This window comes from Candidatus Zixiibacteriota bacterium (assembly GCA_036397555.1).
Lineage (GTDB): Bacteria > Zixibacteria > MSB-5A5 > WJJR01 > WJJR01 > DATKYL01.
The window spans coordinates 570,847-587,807 of record DASWIS010000008.1 but is presented as its reverse complement, the minus strand read 5'-3'; the positions used below and the strand labels follow the sequence as shown (position 1 = coordinate 587,807).

At 59.4% G+C, this 16,961-nt stretch carries 15 protein-coding genes and 1 riboswitch; of the genes, 2 read left to right on the top strand and 13 right to left on the bottom strand.

Features of this window, described 5'->3' with window-relative positions; genetic code table 11:
* Window position 1: 1 nt before the first annotated feature.
* From VGB22_04140 to VGB22_04110, 7 genes are all read right to left on the bottom strand, one after another.
* On the bottom strand, window positions 2-496 hold the full coding sequence (locus VGB22_04140) for a DinB family protein (GenBank protein HEX9750468.1): 495 nt from the start codon (window positions 494-496) through the stop codon (window positions 2-4).
* Between the two features lie 44 nt (window positions 497-540).
* Window positions 541-2,106 carry a restriction endonuclease gene (locus tag VGB22_04135; protein ID HEX9750467.1) on the bottom strand — a complete coding sequence of 522 codons (1,566 nt, stop codon included), beginning with the start codon at window positions 2,104-2,106 and terminating at the stop codon, window positions 541-543.
* A 123-nt stretch (window positions 2,107-2,229) separates the two neighbouring features.
* Window positions 2,230-3,165 (bottom strand): MlaD family protein, encoded by a 936-nt coding sequence (locus VGB22_04130; GenBank protein ID HEX9750466.1) that lies wholly within the window; start codon window positions 3,163-3,165, stop codon window positions 2,230-2,232.
* A gap of 30 nt (window positions 3,166-3,195) precedes the next feature.
* A complete protein-coding gene (locus VGB22_04125) occupies window positions 3,196-3,519 on the bottom strand; it encodes a hypothetical protein (GenBank protein ID HEX9750465.1) in 324 nt (107 codons plus the stop codon).
* Window positions 3,520-3,564: 45 nt separating this feature from the next.
* Window positions 3,565-4,032, bottom strand: coding sequence for an arsenate reductase (thioredoxin) (arsC, locus tag VGB22_04120; protein ID HEX9750464.1), 468 nt, complete (start codon window positions 4,030-4,032; stop codon window positions 3,565-3,567).
* A complete protein-coding gene (locus VGB22_04115) occupies window positions 4,029-4,802 on the bottom strand; it encodes an ATP-binding cassette domain-containing protein (protein HEX9750463.1) in 774 nt (257 codons plus the stop codon). Before VGB22_04115 ends, arsC begins: the two co-directional genes overlap by 4 nt.
* A 12-nt stretch (window positions 4,803-4,814) precedes the next feature.
* A complete protein-coding gene (locus VGB22_04110) occupies window positions 4,815-5,600 on the bottom strand; it encodes an ABC transporter permease (GenBank protein ID HEX9750462.1) in 786 nt (261 codons plus the stop codon).
* A gap of 108 nt (window positions 5,601-5,708) precedes the next feature.
* A riboswitch (TPP riboswitch) is annotated at window positions 5,709-5,807 on the top strand.
* Between the two features lie 88 nt (window positions 5,808-5,895).
* On the opposite strand from VGB22_04110, the gene VGB22_04105 reads away from it, so the two are divergent.
* Both VGB22_04105 and VGB22_04100 read left to right on the top strand, forming a co-directional pair.
* Window positions 5,896-8,442, top strand: a complete 2,547-nt coding sequence (locus VGB22_04105) for a TonB-dependent receptor (GenBank protein HEX9750461.1) — start codon at window positions 5,896-5,898, stop codon at window positions 8,440-8,442.
* A 21-nt stretch (window positions 8,443-8,463) separates the two neighbouring features.
* Window positions 8,464-9,876, top strand: coding sequence for a sodium:solute symporter family protein (locus VGB22_04100; GenBank protein ID HEX9750460.1), 1,413 nt, complete (start codon window positions 8,464-8,466; stop codon window positions 9,874-9,876).
* An 18-nt stretch (window positions 9,877-9,894) separates the two neighbouring features.
* On the opposite strand, the gene VGB22_04095 is transcribed toward VGB22_04100, so the two are convergent.
* The 6 genes from VGB22_04095 to VGB22_04070 all read right to left on the bottom strand — a co-directional run bounded on the left by VGB22_04095 (window position 9,895) and on the right by VGB22_04070 (window position 16,754).
* Window positions 9,895-10,923 carry a hypothetical protein gene (locus VGB22_04095; protein ID HEX9750459.1) on the bottom strand — a complete coding sequence of 343 codons (1,029 nt, stop codon included), beginning with the start codon at window positions 10,921-10,923 and terminating at the stop codon, window positions 9,895-9,897.
* A gap of 80 nt (window positions 10,924-11,003) precedes the next feature.
* A complete protein-coding gene (locus VGB22_04090) occupies window positions 11,004-12,434 on the bottom strand; it encodes an NADH-quinone oxidoreductase subunit N (GenBank protein HEX9750458.1) in 1,431 nt (476 codons plus the stop codon).
* Window positions 12,431-13,984 (bottom strand): NADH-quinone oxidoreductase subunit M, encoded by a 1,554-nt coding sequence (locus VGB22_04085; protein HEX9750457.1) that lies wholly within the window; start codon window positions 13,982-13,984, stop codon window positions 12,431-12,433. The genes VGB22_04090 and VGB22_04085 overlap by 4 nt, the downstream gene beginning before the upstream one ends.
* Before the next feature lie 2 nt (window positions 13,985-13,986).
* Entirely contained in the window at window positions 13,987-15,915 is a 1,929-nt protein-coding gene (nuoL, locus tag VGB22_04080) for an NADH-quinone oxidoreductase subunit L (protein HEX9750456.1), read from the bottom strand.
* Between the two features lie 16 nt (window positions 15,916-15,931).
* A complete protein-coding gene (nuoK, locus tag VGB22_04075; GenBank protein ID HEX9750455.1) occupies window positions 15,932-16,240 on the bottom strand; it encodes an NADH-quinone oxidoreductase subunit NuoK in 309 nt (102 codons plus the stop codon).
* A gap of 1 nt (window position 16,241) precedes the next feature.
* Window positions 16,242-16,754: an NADH-quinone oxidoreductase subunit J gene (locus VGB22_04070; GenBank protein ID HEX9750454.1), complete on the bottom strand. Its 513-nt coding sequence runs from the start codon at window positions 16,752-16,754 to the stop codon at window positions 16,242-16,244.
* Between the last annotated feature and the right edge of the window lie 207 nt (window positions 16,755-16,961).

The following is a 16,961-nucleotide window of genomic DNA, read 5'->3' as shown; positions in this document are numbered from 1 at the left end:
TTTAGTTGATCGCGCCGGTGCGCACGGCGTGAATGAAGTCGGTATAGGCCGGTTCCCCGCCGCTGTGACGGAGCAGCAGCGCGATCTGGCCGCGATGATACGCCGAATGTACCAGCAGGTGATCGAGTATATCGGCAATCGCGTTCGACCACTTCTCCCCTTTCGTATTCTTGTACGTCACCTGCCGCTCCAGCGACGGCTCCGACAGACCGGTGAGCATCTCGTCGAAACTCTCGCGCAGCAATCTCTCCTCTTCAGCACACTCTTTCACGGACCAATGCGGCCAAACGGCACAATGCTGCGGTTGCTCGCGCATGCGATCCAGCCAGAGCCAATCGGCGGCGATGATGTGCGCCATGATGCCGATGGCTTCGACGGGTGGCGTGTCGGCACGTTGCAGGGACTCCAACGTTTGCTGATTCGCCCAGGCATCGTAGTCGAGCGTGTGGCGGAGACGTGGCAGAAGATCAGCGACGATGGTAATCTCCTCTCCCAATTCACCTTTCCCTCACCCCGACCCTCTCCCGGAGGGAGAGGGTGCTAATTCGGGTCAATCTCATCCTTGTTCAATTCCCGTGCTTCCTTCAAATCAATGCGTGCTTTGTGCCCGTGTCTTTCCAAAAGATGAAGAAGGTGGCCACCATTTAGAAGGGTCAAGGGCTTCCCTTTTGCGAATTCGTATGCATCGGGTCCATAGTCGGCAGTTGTCACCAAGATGCCTTTTGTCGCGCCTTCATTGAGTACAGTGCCGTAGAGGTCACGAACTGCTGATACATCAACCGTTCGTGTGTACCTCTTGGCCTGAATCACAATCTTTCCGCCCCTGATGGGATCGGGGTCGAATGCGATGGCATCGACACCGCGATCGCGACTGGCTCGCGTCACTTTCACTTCTCCACCGTTCTGCGCAAACTCTTGCTCGAATATCTCTCTCACCAGATGTTCGAAGTCCTCCCAATCCATTGCTGCTAAGTTCGACAATTCATCGATTCCTTGGACGACGTCGATAGGTGAAACGAAACGCTTATCACTCTTGTCAAACGTTGCTATAGGAATGATCGGAGTCATCGTGTGCAACTTAGAACTGCCGACACCTTTAAGCGCCTTGAAGCACGCTTTGGGATCGACATGCCCGAGGTCGAAGGTTGAGAATTCAGCTTTCGATGCGTGAACAGATAGAATGCAGGGTCTTATCGGTTTGCCCGTTGCCTTGTCGTAAGTGTTGACCCACCCGCTCAGGACTATGGCACCGATGACATTCGCTTCGTCCGCATGGAATAACTCGAACAATGTGCGGATTGCAATCTGGTAGGTGACAGAGTCATAAAGCGACAGGAAGACCCGATCTGAAAACAAAACTTTCCCTTTACTGTCGGTGCGTGGTATGTCTTCCAGTGCAGGTAATATCGTATTCACGAGGAGACACTTATTGGTGGCGTCATATTGGAAGTCGAAATCCCGCGGGATACAAAGGGGGTACATTGAGCGCGAGAGCACAAGCTCAGCGAATTCCTCGACCCCCTCTGGCTCGCCCTTAACGTAGTTCTTTCTTCTCCTGTCAATTTCTACATTAAGGTTAGTGCGGTCGAGAATGAACGCTGCGCGTCTATTCTGCCATTCCCGCAGCGATTGCTGAAGGGCCTTCTCTTCGTTGGTCCGGATTGCGGCACATTCACTCTCCCAATCTCTGTGCAGCGCCTTCATGTCTTGCTCAGCAGCTAACCGGGCGCTCTCTGATTCAAGATTCAACAGTTCGCGACGTCGATTGATAGCCTGCTGTCGGAGTCGCTTCCTAGAGGGGATCAACCTGTCTAGGAGTGATAGCCTGTCCACAATACTCGATTCGTTGGCTTTTGGTATCTTCCCTGGTGGGCGCCCAGGCATTGGAGGAAGTCGAACGGGGTCCAGCTTACGCGGCTCAGATTCCGAGAATTCCGAATTGTCCTTGAGTGAGTCCCAATCCGCCTTTGCCGGCTTGCGTATCCCGTTCAACAGGATTGACGACAGCACGGTTTGCTGTCCATCCTTCGACATCCAAGTGTACTTTGTGAATAATTCCATCCAATCATCTAATGCTTCTTGCCAGAGGGTGTTTTGCGCTTTCACCTTCCGCTCCAGGACGCGTTCGTCCCGGTCACGAAGTAGCCGTTTTAGGTTTAGCCCCTCACGTTTGACTTCGATTTCGTGCATGTCGGTGATTGATTGAGTAATCGCCTCAATCTAAGGCAATTAGAAGACGCTAAACTTGAAATACCGTCGTGGGTTGGCCATGATGTCATCGATCAGCGCGCGCATGTCTGTGACAAGGTCGCGGACCTCGACATACATCGCTGAGTCCGATGACAATCGGCCCAGAGTACCGTCGCCGGATTCAATTGTCTCCATCAGCGAGTTGGCGCGTCGCGTGACGCCGGCCAGCTCGGTATACAGTGTCGTATCCCATACCAGCCGCGCAAGCGTGCCATCGCCATGCAGGATACCTTGCGAGAGCGAATCGAACGAATGGGATGCGCGCTCGATGGACGCGACCAGCCGCGTCTGCGAGGTGTTAAGACTCTGGATCAATTCGCGCGATGACATAACCAATGAGTCGAGTTCATCGGAGGAGCGGCTGTCGGTCGTCATGCGCCCAAGAAACCCCTCCCCCCGGTCGATGCGTTCGAGAATGCCGCCGAGGCGATCGGTCGTCGCTGAGAGGTTTTGCATCAACTCCGGCGTGTCGGCGAAGGCGTTGGTCAGATCGCCGGCGGCTTCGGCTTCGAGAAAGCCCCCGGGCTGAGCCGGCGGATCGCCGGGCCGGCGTAGCGACACCGACAAGTATTTGTCGCCCATCAACCCCATCGCGGCAATCGAGGTCTTCGATGTGCTCGAGACCAACGACCAGGCGTCCTGTTTGATCCGAAAACTGACCAGTATGCGTCCCGTGCCGCTTTCCTCGACAAATCGGATACCGGTGACGTGCCCGACTTCAATCCCGCCCAGCCAGACGGGCGAGCCGCTGACCAAGCCATTGACGTTGTCAAAGTAAGCATATAGATCGTTGGTGCGCTCGAAGACGGTCATGCCGGTGCCGCGAAACGCCGCCCACAGCAGCACGGCAAACGCAAAAAGGATCACGACTCCGACACGGACCTCGGTCCACGGCACTCGTCCGCTACGCCGCATTGCCGCTCTCGGAGGATTCAAACAGCGGTCTCATCCGACCGCCTTGCGCCCGCAGGACCCCGGATCGCAGCCGCTGCTGCAATTGTTGCCGCGCACGTCCCAGACTTCGTCACGCTCCTTCAGCCACGCCAGCGACTCGTCGTGCAAGTCTTCTAATGCCGGCAATTCCAGAATCATTTTGTGCATGTCGATTTCCAACTGCCGGTCGTCGGGCATCGGCGCCATCTCCATGGCGCTTTGCCAGCGATGGTAGAATCGCTTGACGTTATCCAGGTTGCGAGTCCGTAATACGACCGCGATTTCGCGTACGTACTGGATCGCCAGTGAGTCAATTGCGCTGCAGCCGCGTCCCATATCATCGACCGTCCTGCTTCATGATACCCGTTTGTGGCGATCCGATCAATGTCGTCTCACTGGTCGCGGACCGGCGGAGGGACGCGACTTCCGGCCGTGCTCCCGCGCCATTCCTTCGACCAGCGCGCGGACGCGTTCGTCGATGGCATCGCGGACTGCGCGGAAGACGAACATGATCTCGTCGTCGGATCCAGTTGCCTTGGCCGGGTCAGGGAATGACCAGTGAATCTGAGATACCGTGGCCGGCAAGCGCGGGCACGACTCCCGCGCCTGGTCACAGACGGTCACAACAAGGTCACTGGGACCAACGGAATCCACCGAGAAGACATCGGAGGTATGGCCGCTGATGTCGATGCCCGCTTCGGCCATGACCGTCACCGCCCGGGGATTGAGACCATGCGCTTCGATTCCCGCCGATGCGACGGCGACCCCGGAGCCGGCGTAGTGAAGGGCAAACCCCTCGGCCATCTGCGACCGGCACGAGTTCCCCGTGCACAAGAACAGAATTTTCATGATTCTCCGTGATGCATAGCCGGCATGCGTTCGATGGAGTGAATGAACGGAGTCAAAAACGAGCGCACTTGCGGCTGCCGGGAGCGCACCAGTTCTTCGGCGGTGCCGTCGAAGGCGACCACCCCCTGCTGCAGGACGATAAAGTGATCGCTGACTTCGAATGCATCGGCAATTTGATGCGTGACGACAATCGAGGTGACCCCCTTGACATCGCGAAGCTTGACGATCATTTCGGTGATCGCTTTTGTCGAGATGGGGTCCAGCCCCGTGGTCGGTTCATCATAGAGCATGATGAGCGGATCGATCGCCGCGACCGCGCGCCCGATCGCGACCCGTCGCTGCATCCCGCCGGAGAGTTCGTCCGGCGTAATATCGATCAGATCCTCGGACAGGTTCATGAACTGCAATGTTTCGCGGACTTTGATTTCGATCTCCTCCATCGATTGGTCGGTGTGTTCCAAGAGATAGAATCCGACGTTTTCGCCGACCGTCATCGAATCGAAGAGCGCGCCGCCCTGAAACACGAAGCCGATCTGGCGGCGCAGCTCCTGCCACTCCGACTCGCGCAATCCGGTCATGTCGGTCTCGTTGACGATGATCCGCCCCGTCTGCGGCCTGACCAACCCGGCCAGCAGCTTGAGGATCGTGCTCTTGCCCGAGCCGGAGATGCCGAAGATGACGAGCGTTTTGCCACGTTCCACCTGGAAGCTGACATTGCGCAGCACCGCGGAATCGCGGTAGCCGAAGGTGACATTCTCAAGGCGAATCATATCAGAGGTCGATCAGAGCAGCCCCTTCAATTGCGGAACAATTAGCCGCGTAAACAGGAAATTGACGAACAGAATGGTGATCGAGCACGCGACGACCGAATTGGTCGTCGAGCGGCCGACGCCGCGTGTGCCGCCCATGGTCCGGAACCCCATGAAGGTTGAGATGGTCGAGATGATCACAGCAAATAAAAACGGCTTCCCCAGTCCGATGACGAAGTTTCCCAGCGACAACTTGCTGATGATGTTGGTCCAGTACGCCGTGCTGGAGATGTGCGCGATGTAGACGGCGATGACCCAGCCGCCCACGATGGCGACAAAATCGCAGCAAATCGTGAGGATCGGCAACATCAGCAGGATGGCCCAGAAACGGGGCACCGCGAGTCGTCGGATCGGGTCGACTCCGAACGCGACCAGCGCATCGATCTGCTCCGACGATTTCATCGATCCGATTTCGGCGGTGATCCCGGCGGCGACGCGCGCGGCGACCATCAACCCCGTCAATACGGGTCCAAGCTCGCGGACGATGGCGATGACCATAACACGGCCCAGATAGTTTTTCGAGCCAAACTCCGCCAACTCGATGGAGAATTGCAGCGCCAGCCCCTGACCGGCGAAGATTCCGGTCAATACGACAAGGAACAAAGAGCCGACTCCGAGGAAGTACATCTGGTCGAGCGTTTCGGCGACATAAAACGGGCGCCCGATCAGCCGAACGGCCAGGCGCACGGAGTACCCCGCCAGGGCCTGTGTTTCGGCGGCGAATCGTTTGAGGATTTCGAACAGCCCGTGGATGCGCATCGTTATCACCGTGTGGGGCACGACAATATACCCGACACCGTGACGGGCGGGAAGCGTTGACCCCAAATCGGCTTGCGTCGCCTCGTGAAGTTTTCTATTGTGGACTTGCCTGTGTTCGCGGGGTGGTCCCATCAAAGGGGCCTGAGACAACACCCTTCGAACCTGATCCGGGTAATGCCGGCGTAGGGAACGGACCAGGCGGCGGTACGGACAGACAGCCGTGCCGCTTCAGACCGCGCCGTTTCCCGTCCCGGAAACGGCCGTTTTGCTATTCGGGCCCCGAAAGGAGTACGTGATGTTTGCCCAGTTCGGCCAACGAGTCAGAATCGCTTTTACGGGCTGCCTCGCTCCGCTGATACTCGCATCAATCGCCGACGCGGCACAACTGCGCGGTGTCATTATCGACGCGGCCAGCGGCCGGCCCGTCCCAGCGGCCACGGTCACTATCGTCGATGCGCAACAATCGTTGGCGGCGGATCGCAACGGAGAGTTCCTGTTCAAGGATGTTGCAGAGGGGGCATTTGGGATTGAAATCCGTCATGTCGGGTACGCCACCAGGACGTTGTCGGTTGTCCCGGGACCCGATGTCCTCAGGATCGAAATCGAGCCGACCGTGCTGTCCGGCGAAGAGGTCGTGGTCACGTCGCATCGGGCTGTGCGCGGGCAATCGCCGGTCGCGTTCGACAACATCACGCAGGAAGAAATCCGGCGGACCTACCACGCACAGGACGTGCCCATGGTGTTGACCGAATCGCCGGGCGTGTATGCGTACTCGGACAACGGCAACGGAATCGGGTATTCATACCTGTTCGTGCGCGGATTTGCGCAGCGGCGGGTTTCGGTGCTCATCAACGGTGTTCCTCTCAACGATCCCGAATCGCACGAGGTTTACTGGATCGACCTGCCCGACTTGCTGGAGAGCGTCGAGGACGTGCAGCTTCAGCGCGGCGTCGGCACGACGCTGTATGGATCAAACTCCATCGGGGGTACGGTCAATCTGGTGACCGACCAATTGACGGGGCCGCGGCGCATTGTGGTCAATTCCGGTTTCGGATCGTATGATACCCGCAAATTCAGCGTCGCGCTGAATTCGGGACTGATCGACGGCCAGCATGCGGTCTACGGCCGGTTTTCGCGGATCGTCTCCGAAGGTTACCGTGACAACGCCTGGACCGATCTGTGGTCATACTTCCTGGGTGCGGCGCGACATGACGCGCAATGGACCAATCGGCTGTATGTTTTCGGCGGTCCCGAACAGACGCATCTGGCTTATCAGGGGATTCCGCGCCGATTCATTGACGGGGACACGTCATTTGTGTGGGAGATCGACGGCGGGACCATCTCGCCGAGCGGTGTTGCCGAAGGCGATCGGCGTTTCAATCCCATTCTGTGGGGCGGCGAAACCGACAACTTCAATCAGCCGCAGTACCAATGGCTCACCGAGTTTCGTCCCAGTGACCAGTGGACGCTGGAAAACACGCTCTACTACATCAAGGGCGAAGGTTTCTACGATCAGCGGCGGTTCGACCGCGACTTCGGCGAGTACCAGTTGACGCCGTTTATGGACATCGAGGTGAATGACGACAACGGCGAGATCAAGATCGATACCGTTCTGATCGATCTCGCCGAACAACTGGTACGGCGACGCTGGGTTGAGAATGACTTTTGGGGGATTGTGCCGCGCGCCACACACCATCACGACTATGGAACACTGAGCTTCGGCGCCGAGCTGAGGCGATTGACCGCCGATCACTGGGGCGAAGTCAAATCGGCTAATCCCGCCCCGGAGGACTTTGTCCCGGACCAGCGATACTATTCGTACAAAGGCGCCCAGACGGTGGCGTCGTTGTTCGGACAGGAGATCCTGACGCCGTTTCCGGAAGTGACATTGACGGGCGCTGTGTCATACGCATTCAAACGTTACGAGCGCTACGACGACGGATTCCCGAACATTTGGGGACAGCGAGTGACGCACACGACCGACTATCATTTCATCTCACCGCGCCTGGGAATCACCGCTCGGCCACACGCCCGGGCGAGCATGTTCGGCAGCGTGAGTTATAATGAGCAGGAACCGACCAACGACGAAATCTTCGACGTGCAGGACTACTACGCCAACGTTGCAGACTTCTTCGACGATACGGCAACGCTGGCAGACGGAACGATCGAAGGACACGACCCGATCATGAAGCCGGAGCGGTTGCTGGACTTCGAGTTGGGCGCCTCACTGAATCAGCCGCACTGGCGGGCGGAGATCAATTTGTTCCACATGCGCTTCCACGATGAGATCGTGTTCAACGGACAGATCAACGATGACGGGGTGCCGATTCGGGCCAACGCGCCGCGGTCGACCCATCAAGGGATCGAGCTGTCGGCCAATGCCGATTTGGGGCAGGGTCTCTCCGTTTCCGGGAACCTGTCGCTATCGGACAACAGTTTCGATGAATTCGATCTGTATCTGTACGACTACGACACCGGCGAGGGTTCGGTTGTCGATCTGTCGGGGAAGACGCTTGCGCTCTTTCCGAATCGCCTGGCGAATGTGCGTGCCAACTACGAACACCCGTACATCGGCTTGTCGGCGCACATCTATCACGTCGGACCCATTTTCATCGACAACTCCAACGAGGACGCATCGCTCATCGACGCGCGCACAGTCTTCAACCTCCGCGGTGAAGCGAAGCTGCAGAAACTGGTCGGCTGGCCCGGCGTGAGCGCGTATATCCATGTCAACAACGTGTTCGATGCCGAATATGAAGCCGGCGGATACTGGGACGGCGACTACCTCTTTATCCCGGCGGCGAAGCGGAACTTTTTCGCGGGACTGCGCGCGGTCCTGTGATCGGGCTGCGCAGCACAGACGATGACGGTGTCTCTCCATCCGGTCGACTGGGTCATCATCGGGGCGTTCTTTGTCGTCCAGGGGTATATCGGATTCCGTCGATCCCGCAGGGACCGTTCCACGCCCGACGCAGCCGACTACCTGATCGGCGGCCGTCGGCTGACGCTGCCGGCGTTTGTCGCTTCTCTCGTGTCGACATGGTACGGCGGCATTCTCGGCGTCGGTGAGTATTCGTATTTGTACGGCATTTCCAATTGGCTGGTATTCGGGCTGCCCTATTACCTGTGGGCGGCTGTCTTTGCGCTTTTTCTGGCGAGAAAGGCGCGCGAAACGCAGTTTGTCTCGCTACCTGACCATCTGCAGCAGGCGTACGGTCGGGGTGCTGCCGTGGCGGGCGCGTTGGTCGTGTTTGTCATGACGGTGCCGGCGGCCTACGTGCTGATGCTCGGGGATCTTGTGCGGCTTTTGCTGGGATGGCCGTTGTGGATCGGCGCATCGGTCGGGGCCTTAGTTTCGATCGTCTACCTGCTGACCGGGGGATTTCGCGCGGCGATCCGTGCCGACATTCTGCAGTTTTTGTGTATGTTCGGCGGATTCGCTCTGATCCTGCCGTTTGCAATCGGCCACTACGGCGGCTGGTCGTACCTCGCGGAGAGTCTGCCCGCAACGCATCTGACCTGGCACGGCGGCAATTCGGGATGGTTTGTCCTGTCGTGGTACTTCATCGCGCTGGCGACATTGGTCGAACCGGCGTTCTATCAACGCTGCTACGCGACCCGCACGGTGGGGACTGCGCGTCGCGGCATCTTCTGGTCGATCGCCTTTTGGATCGTTTTCGATTTCATGACAACAACGACCGGTCTGTATGCGCGCGCGGCGCTGACCGACCTGGAGACGCCGCAGATGGCGTATCCGGCGCTGGCGTCGCTCGTGCTGCCGCCGGGCATCGCCGGGTTGTTCTTCGTCGGGTTACTCGCCACGGTCGTTTCGACGGTCGATTCCTACATGTTCATCGCGGCGGTCGCACTCGGGTACGATCTGATCGCCCGTGTCAAACCGTTGACGCAGCGCGGAATCCGAACGGCTACGCGCTATGCAATCGTCGTCGCGGCAATCGGTGCTGTGGCATTGGCGCTGTTGTCACGATCGGTGATTTCGATCTGGCGCGATTTGGGATCGATCGGTGTGCCGATGCTCCTGCTGCCCGTACTGTTGACGTTCTACAGTAAGCGGCCAACACTCACGGCGCCCGCCGTGGTCATTTGGATTGTCGCGCCGGGCGCAGTGTCGGGAATCTGGGTCTTGTGGAGAGGCCTCTACGGGAGCTATCCGCTGTCAGCCGAACCGATCTTCCCCGGTCTGGTCATTTCAGTGACGATCCTTCTGGTGGGATGGCTGCGCGCGGAACGGGCGGCCGACACATCGGCGACGTGACGCGGGTTCGACCGGGGGTCACTTCAACCGCACCGATTCAAGCAGCGCCTCATCGGCAGGCGGAACACGAAGAGTCTTACTGTCGCCATTGTGTATCACAGTGACCTCGACGGATTTCTCGGACTTCCGATCGGAGTAGCGCGCGGTAATCGCGGCCGACATTTCCAGTTCCGCAGCCGTCGGAGTGCCCCGCACGACGGTCACGGGAGAACCGACACCGAGCACCTCGACACGCCAGTCCCCCGGTTCGAGATATGCCTCAAGTTTGCAATTATCGTTCTCGTCGCGTCCGACCACGATTTTCGTGTCGGGTGACAAACGGAAGTGCCGTCCCGATTGCAACAGATTCAGATCGGTGAAGTTGATGTGCGGCGAATGGGCCAGCAGATCGCGCAGCTTGCGGGAATACTCCGGGTCGGTCAGCAGGCATCCGGACGCCGGTGTCGGGAAGTGCTCCAGTCCGAATTCGGCGGCCATTTCGAATTGGCGCTTGCGCGTGCGTCCGGAAATCGCCTCAAGCTGCGAGCGGTCGATGCGTCCGTCGAGCTCGGGAAGTGTCGGAGGCAGCAGCTTGGCCGACAGGGGGCGCAGCAGGCGCCCCTGCAAACCCGCCTGCTTTTCGGTCAGCGCCAGCTTGGGACGTAATTGTGAAAACGGCCGCTGCCCCAGGACTTCGCCGGTGACGATCGCATCGGCGCCGACCATCTCCATGTATTCCTTCGCTTCGGTCAGCATCAGAATGCGACAGTCGACACATGGATTCATGTTCTTGCCGTAACCGTAGACCGGATTCTGCACGATTTTGACGAACTTGTCGGCCAGATGTACGAGTTTGACATCGAAGCCGAATTGTCGCGCGGCGGGGTATGGATTCGACGAGCAGGATGAACGATCCGAGAGGTCGCAGCCGAAGTGAGTCATGAAGGTCAACGCCGTGACCCTCACATTCTGCCGGAGCATCAAGAGCACCGACAGGCATGAGTCCAGTCCGCCGGAAAACAGCGAGACGACGTGCGCGCGCGGAGTGTTGTGGCCGTTGTCGGTCATGTGGGCAAATACTACGTCACAAATGCATACGAGCCAAGGCCCGGTTCATTGGAGCCGGGGGCCGGATGGTCGAGCCGGCACTAAGATAGCCAGAAAAGCGACTTTGACGCTACCGCGAGAAAATATTGAGGGAACACGCCGGGAATGAGCGTAATGAGCGAAGCGAGCACCAGCACCGGGCGCAGTGCGGCATGTCCGGCCGAGGATTCGACCGTGTCCTCGGTTGCCTCCCACATCCACATTGCCACGACGACGCGCAGGTAATAGTACAGTGACAACGCGGAAAACAGCACGGCCCAGATCACGAGCGGCCAGTGCCCGGCCCCGACCGCCTCGCTGAAGAGAACGAATTTGCCGACAAACCCGACCGTCGGTGGAATGCCCGCCAGTGCAAACATGAAGACCGACATCATCGCCGCGGTCCACGGCTGGCGTTTGCCCAAACCGGCGAGCCGCTCGAGGGTGACTTCCCCTCCGTCGTAACCGACCGCACAGGCCACCGCAAAGCTGCCGACCGCCATGCCGGTGTAACCGAGCAGGTAGAATCCGATCGCGCCGACCGCACCGCTGCCGCCGGCCACGAGCGCTACGAGCGCATATCCCATGTGCGCGATGCCGGAGTACGCCAAGAGGCGTTTGAGCTCACGTTGACGCAGCGCCAGCAGGTTGCCGACCAGCATCGAGAGCCAGGCGACCCCCCACAACAATTGCTGCATCGGCAGATCGACGAACATTGTCTGCGTCAGCCGTACGAGCAGGCCGAGCGCCGCAACCTTGGGAGCGGCCGCGAAGAATGCCACAGTCGGAGTCGGCGCACCCGTGTAGACGTCGGGCGCCCACGCATGAAACGGCGCCGCGGCGATCTTGAAGAAGAAGCCGACCGCGATGAGCAATCCGCCGATCCACCACAACGGCGCCGTGGCATCGCCATCCAGCAGCAGCGTGCGGCCAATCTGTTCATAGGAGAATGTGCCGGCCGCGCCGTAGACCAGCGCGATACCGAAGAGCACGAATCCGGACGCGAACGCCCCATTGAGAAAATACTTCGCGCCCGCCTCGACCGACCGATCCGAACCAAGCCGTCCCGCTGCCATGCCATACAGCGGTATGGAGAGGATTTCCAGGCCCAGAAACAGAATCGTCATATCGGCGCTGAGGACCAGCAGGTCCATTCCCACGACGGCGATGAGCAGCAGCCCGTAGTGTTCGGCACCGAAGACTGATGACGATCCGCGCGCGTTCCAAGCTCCGATTGCCGTCAGCAGAGCCAGCAGCGTCCCGAGATAGATGACCAAGCGCATCAGGTGCGCGAATCGGTCGGCCAAGACCATGCCGTCGAATCCGGCTTCGATTTGATTGAACTGGGAGATCACCACGCCACCGGCGACCATGACAGTCAGCGCCGCCAGCCAACCGATGTTGCGGCGTCCCCCGGTCATTGCGTCGATGGTCATGACCAGCGCCGCGCCGATGGCCAGGACGACCTCGGGCAGAATGGCGGAGATGTTCATTGTTCGCGCTCCGATGGATTCTCGCCGGAGACGAATACTCCGGGCGACGGCGTCTGCTGTTCGATCAGTTCCACTGGTTTGACCTGACGCAGCCAGGCATCAATCGCCGGGGTAATGCGATCCAGAAACGGGCGCGGATAGACGCCGATCCAAATAATGAGTGCGACCAGCGGGACGATGGTCGCCAATTCACGTCGCGACAAATCGGGGATCGTCTCGTTGGCCGATATCGTCATCGGGCCGAAAAACACACGGCGCACCAGCCACAGCAGATACCCGGCCGCCAGCACGACACCGGACGTCGCGATGATCGCCGCAACGGGCGAATGACGAAACGCGCCGAGCAGAATGAGAAACTCGCCGACAAAGCCATTCGTACCGGGCAGTCCCACCGATGACAGCATGACGATGAGAAACGCGATCGTCAACAGCGGCACCGTGGCGAAGAGCCCGCCGTAGTCGGCGATGGCCCGCGTGTGACGGCGCTCATAGAGCATCCCGACGATCAGAAACAGCGCGCCGGTCGAAATGCCGTGGTTGACTTGCTGCAGGAGCGATCCGGTCGCGCCGATCAAATTCAGCGCCGCCAGACCGAGCATGACGAACCCCAGGTGCGAAACGGACGAGTAGGCGATCAGACTCTTGACGTCGGTCTGCACCAATGTCATCACCGCGCCATAGACGATGCCGATGACGGCGAGAATGATGATCGGCGTCTGCGCCGCCGCGAACGCCTCGGGAAACAGCGGCGCGGCAAAACGGAAGAACCCGTAGGTGCCGAGCTTGAGCAGCACCCCGGCCAGCATCACCGAACCGGCCGCGGGCGCCTGCACATGCGCATCGGGCAGCCACGTGTGAAACGGGAACATCGGCACTTTGATCGCGAACGCCAGCGCGAATGCGGCAAACAACCACAATTGTACCGATGCGGGAAAATCGGTCTGGTACCATGCCTGCAAATCGAATGTCCGCGCGCCGCCAACGGAGACGTAGTGATACGCCCACAAGATCGCGACCAGCATCAGGAGCGAACCGACCATCGTGAAGAGCACGAACTTTACGGTCGCATAGATGCGCCGCTCGCTGCCCCAAACCCCGATGAGGAAATACATCGGGATGAGCATCGCCTCCCAGAAAACATAGAACAAGAACACGTCGGTTGCGACGAATGCGCCGATGACGCCCGCCTCGAGGAACAGCAACGAGGCATAAAAGCCATTGCGCGCTTTGCCGATAAACGTAAACGACGCGGCGATGCTGATCAGAGTCAACAGCACGGTCAGCAGCACGAGCAACAGCGAGATGCCGTCGATGCCGACGCTGTAGGAAATGCCCAGACTGGGAATCCAGGGCGTGTGCTCGACAAATTGAAACCCCGCCGACAACTCGAAACCGAACCACAGCCACATCGCGATCACCAGCTCGATCGCGGCGCCCGCCGCGGCCATGTATCCCGACCGCAGCGTATCGCCGCGTCCGGCCAGCAACACGAATACTCCGACTACAACGGGCCAAACGATCAGTGCGGTGAGAATCCCCAGGTGCTCCATCGTCAACCGTCCACAAACACGAACAACAACCAGCCGACACCGATGACACATCCGAGCGCAAAGGTGACCGCGCCCCAGCGGAATCGTCCGGTGGCCAGCGCGACGCCTTCGGATGCCGCCTGCTGCGCGGTGGAGGCAACGCCATTGGCGGTCGCATCGATGACACCGAGATCAAAGCGCCGATAGATCTTCGTTCCCAGTACGATCAACGGACGCACAACGGTCGAGTCATACAATTCATCGATCCTGTATTTGTTGGCCAAAACGTTGTAGAAACCGGCAAGACGCCGCTGCATCGCTTCCGCTGCGGCCGGATTGTGGACATACCAGCGATTCGCCCATGCGATCCCGATGAGCGCAACGAGCACCGACGTGCCCATCAGTGCGTATTCGGCGGTCCGCGATGCCGTGTGTGCCCCCAGTTGGAGCGCCGCATCCGCCTGGGCAAACACGGGCTCGAGAAAGTGTTCGATCCACGCGCCGCCGCCCAGCGCACCGGGCCAGCCGATCCAGCCGCCGGCTATCGAGAGAATGCCGAGGGCAATCAGCGGGATCGCCATCGACGCCGGCGACTCGTGTGGGTGAATATCGTCGGCGTAGCGTTTCTCACCGTAAAAGGCCAGGAATACCAAACGAAACATGTAAAACGCGGTGAGCAGCGCGGTCAGACTGCCGATCGCCCACAGCGCCCAGTGGCCGACCGGTGAGGAGAATGACTTCCAGAGGATTTCATCTTTGGAGACGAACCCGGCCAGCGGCGGAATTCCGGCGATCGCCAGCGCCGCAATCAGGAACGTACGGAATGTAATCGGCAGGGCGTGGCGCAGACCGCCCATCTTACGCAGATCCTGCTCGCTGGACAGCGCGTGGATGACGCTCCCCGCCCCGAGAAACAGCAGCGCCTTGAAAAAAGCATGCGTCATCAGGTGGAAGATTCCGGCCGCGAACGCGCCGACTCCGAGCGCCAGAAACATGTATCCCAACTGGCTGATTGTCGAATAGGCCAGCACCTTCTTGATGTCGTTTTGCACCAGAGCGATGCTCGCGGCAAAGAGCGCGGTGGCGGCCCCGACGATCGCGACTGTCATCATCGCCACCGGCGAGAGCGCAAAAAGCGCCGAACAACGCGCCACCAAATAGACTCCCGCTGTGACCATGGTGGCGGCATGAATGAGCGCGGAGACCGGCGTGGGACCTTCCATCGCATCGGGAAGCCAGACATGCAACGGTATCTGGGCCGACTTTCCGGTCGCGCCGAGGAAGAGCAACAGGCAGATGGCGGTGATGGTCGCACCGGCGATTCCCGCGACCGCCGGCGCCGCCGCGAACACCTGTTGGAATCCGATGGTGCCAAATGTCGTGAAGATCAGGAAGATGGCGATCGCAAACCCAAAATCACCGATGCGGTTGACGATGAACGCCTTCATCCCCGCGCGCGCGGCCGATTCGCGCTTGTACCAGAAACCGATCAACAGATACGAACACAGCCCGACACCCTCCCAGCCGACATACAGCAGCAGAAAGTTGTCGGCCAATACGAGCATGAGCATGAAGAAGACAAACAGATTCAGGAATGCGAAGTAGCGCGAGAAGTCGGGATCGTGACCCATGTAACCGATCGAGTAGACATGAATCAGGAATCCCACTCCGGTCACGACCAGGACCATTACCGCCGAGAGCGGATCAAACAGGATGCTGAACGACGCTCGGAAATCCTCGACACCGATCCAGAGAAACGGTGTTTGGATGATTTGACGCGGCTCCCGCGAGAGCAACGAGAGAAACGCCGCCGCCGAGATCGCAAACGACACGGCGACCGTGCCGCAGGCGATCATCCCGGTCGACTGCTTCCCCCAACGGCGGCCGAAGAAGCCATTGAGCAGAAACCCGGCCAACGGCCACAGCGGTATGGTCCAGATCAGAGACGTCATGATGCGTATTCGGTTTTTATCCCTTCAACATATTGAGCGCATCGACATTGATCACGCCTTTGCGGCGGAACACCGCCACCAACAGCGCCAGCCCGACTGCGGCTTCGGCGGCCGCGACGGTCAGCGCGAAGAAGACCATCGCCTGTCCGCTGTGGTCGGCGTGCACGCGTGAGAAGACAATCAACAAAAGATTGGCGGCATTGAGCATGAGTTCGACACCCATCAGCACGACGATGGCATTGCGGCGCGAGATGACGCCGACGACGCCGATGACAAAGAGCACAGCCGCAAGAATGAGATAGTGAGACAGCGGGACCGGCAGCATGCTACATGTCCTCGGTCTGACGCGGTGACTTTTCGCGCGCGATGACGATGACCGCCAATCCGGCGGCGAGCAGCAGCAGGCCGGTCAGTTCAAATGGCAGGAGGTATTTGCTAAACAACAATCGCCCGATGGTGCGGATGCCGCCGAATCCTTCCGGCATCGGAGATACATCGGCCCCACCGCTGGAAAAGACCGCCAGGAATTCGACCAACAGGACAATGGCCAGGAGGCCGCCTAAAAACTTGACGCCTGGGATTTCATCGGAACCGAATTCGTCCTTACGCAGATTCAGCAGCATCAACACGAACAGGAACAGGACCATGATCGCCCCGGCATAGACGATGATCTGTAACATGGCGATGAACTCGGCGGACAACTGCAAAAACAGGACCGCCAGCGCCACCAGTGTGACAATCAGATGCAACACCGCCGAGACCGGATGACGGAGCGTGACTGTCCTGAGTGCTGCCAGCGCGGCAACAATCGCCGCCGCCCAGAAAATGACCTGATCCATGGCCGTTAGCGTCTTGTTCCGGGGCGATGGGCAAGTTGACCCACTCCCCCCTTAGGTCGCGCAAGATGAAGGCGTGCAATGGGTCAGTCAATGCGGATTTGGTACGAGTCTGTCACGGCGGGAATCCAGCGTAACATTGTGGGCGTGTTGAAAAAGCCCAATTTGATGTCACCCCGAGCGGAGCGAGGGGTCTCGATGCGCGAGTGG

What these genes read in the sequence shown, in the direction of transcription:
- VGB22_04095 (HEX9750459.1), bottom strand. Translation starts at nt 10,923, where the DNA reads ATGACCGACAACGGCCACAACACTCCGCGCGCGCACGTCGTCTCGCTG.
- VGB22_04070 (HEX9750454.1), bottom strand. Translation starts at nt 16,754, where the DNA reads ATGGATCAGGTCATTTTCTGGGCGGCGGCGATTGTTGCCGCGCTGGCA.
- VGB22_04115 (HEX9750463.1), bottom strand. Translation starts at nt 4,802, where the DNA reads ATGATTCGCCTTGAGAATGTCACCTTCGGCTACCGCGATTCCGCGGTG.
- VGB22_04125 (HEX9750465.1), bottom strand. Translation starts at nt 3,519, where the DNA reads ATGGGACGCGGCTGCAGCGCAATTGACTCACTGGCGATCCAGTACGTA.
- nuoK (HEX9750455.1), bottom strand. Translation starts at nt 16,240, where the DNA reads ATGCTGCCGGTCCCGCTGTCTCACTATCTCATTCTTGCGGCTGTGCTC.
- VGB22_04105 (HEX9750461.1), top strand. Translation starts at nt 5,896, where the DNA reads ATGTTTGCCCAGTTCGGCCAACGAGTCAGAATCGCTTTTACGGGCTGC.
- arsC (HEX9750464.1), bottom strand. Translation starts at nt 4,032, where the DNA reads ATGAAAATTCTGTTCTTGTGCACGGGGAACTCGTGCCGGTCGCAGATG.
- VGB22_04100 (HEX9750460.1), top strand. Translation starts at nt 8,464, where the DNA reads ATGACGGTGTCTCTCCATCCGGTCGACTGGGTCATCATCGGGGCGTTC.
- VGB22_04130 (HEX9750466.1), bottom strand. Translation starts at nt 3,165, where the DNA reads ATGCGGCGTAGCGGACGAGTGCCGTGGACCGAGGTCCGTGTCGGAGTC.
- VGB22_04110 (HEX9750462.1), bottom strand. Translation starts at nt 5,600, where the DNA reads ATGCGCATCCACGGGCTGTTCGAAATCCTCAAACGATTCGCCGCCGAA.
- VGB22_04090 (HEX9750458.1), bottom strand. Translation starts at nt 12,434, where the DNA reads ATGAACATCTCCGCCATTCTGCCCGAGGTCGTCCTGGCCATCGGCGCG.
- VGB22_04085 (HEX9750457.1), bottom strand. Translation starts at nt 13,984, where the DNA reads ATGGAGCACCTGGGGATTCTCACCGCACTGATCGTTTGGCCCGTTGTA.
- nuoL (HEX9750456.1), bottom strand. Translation starts at nt 15,915, where the DNA reads ATGACGTCTCTGATCTGGACCATACCGCTGTGGCCGTTGGCCGGGTTT.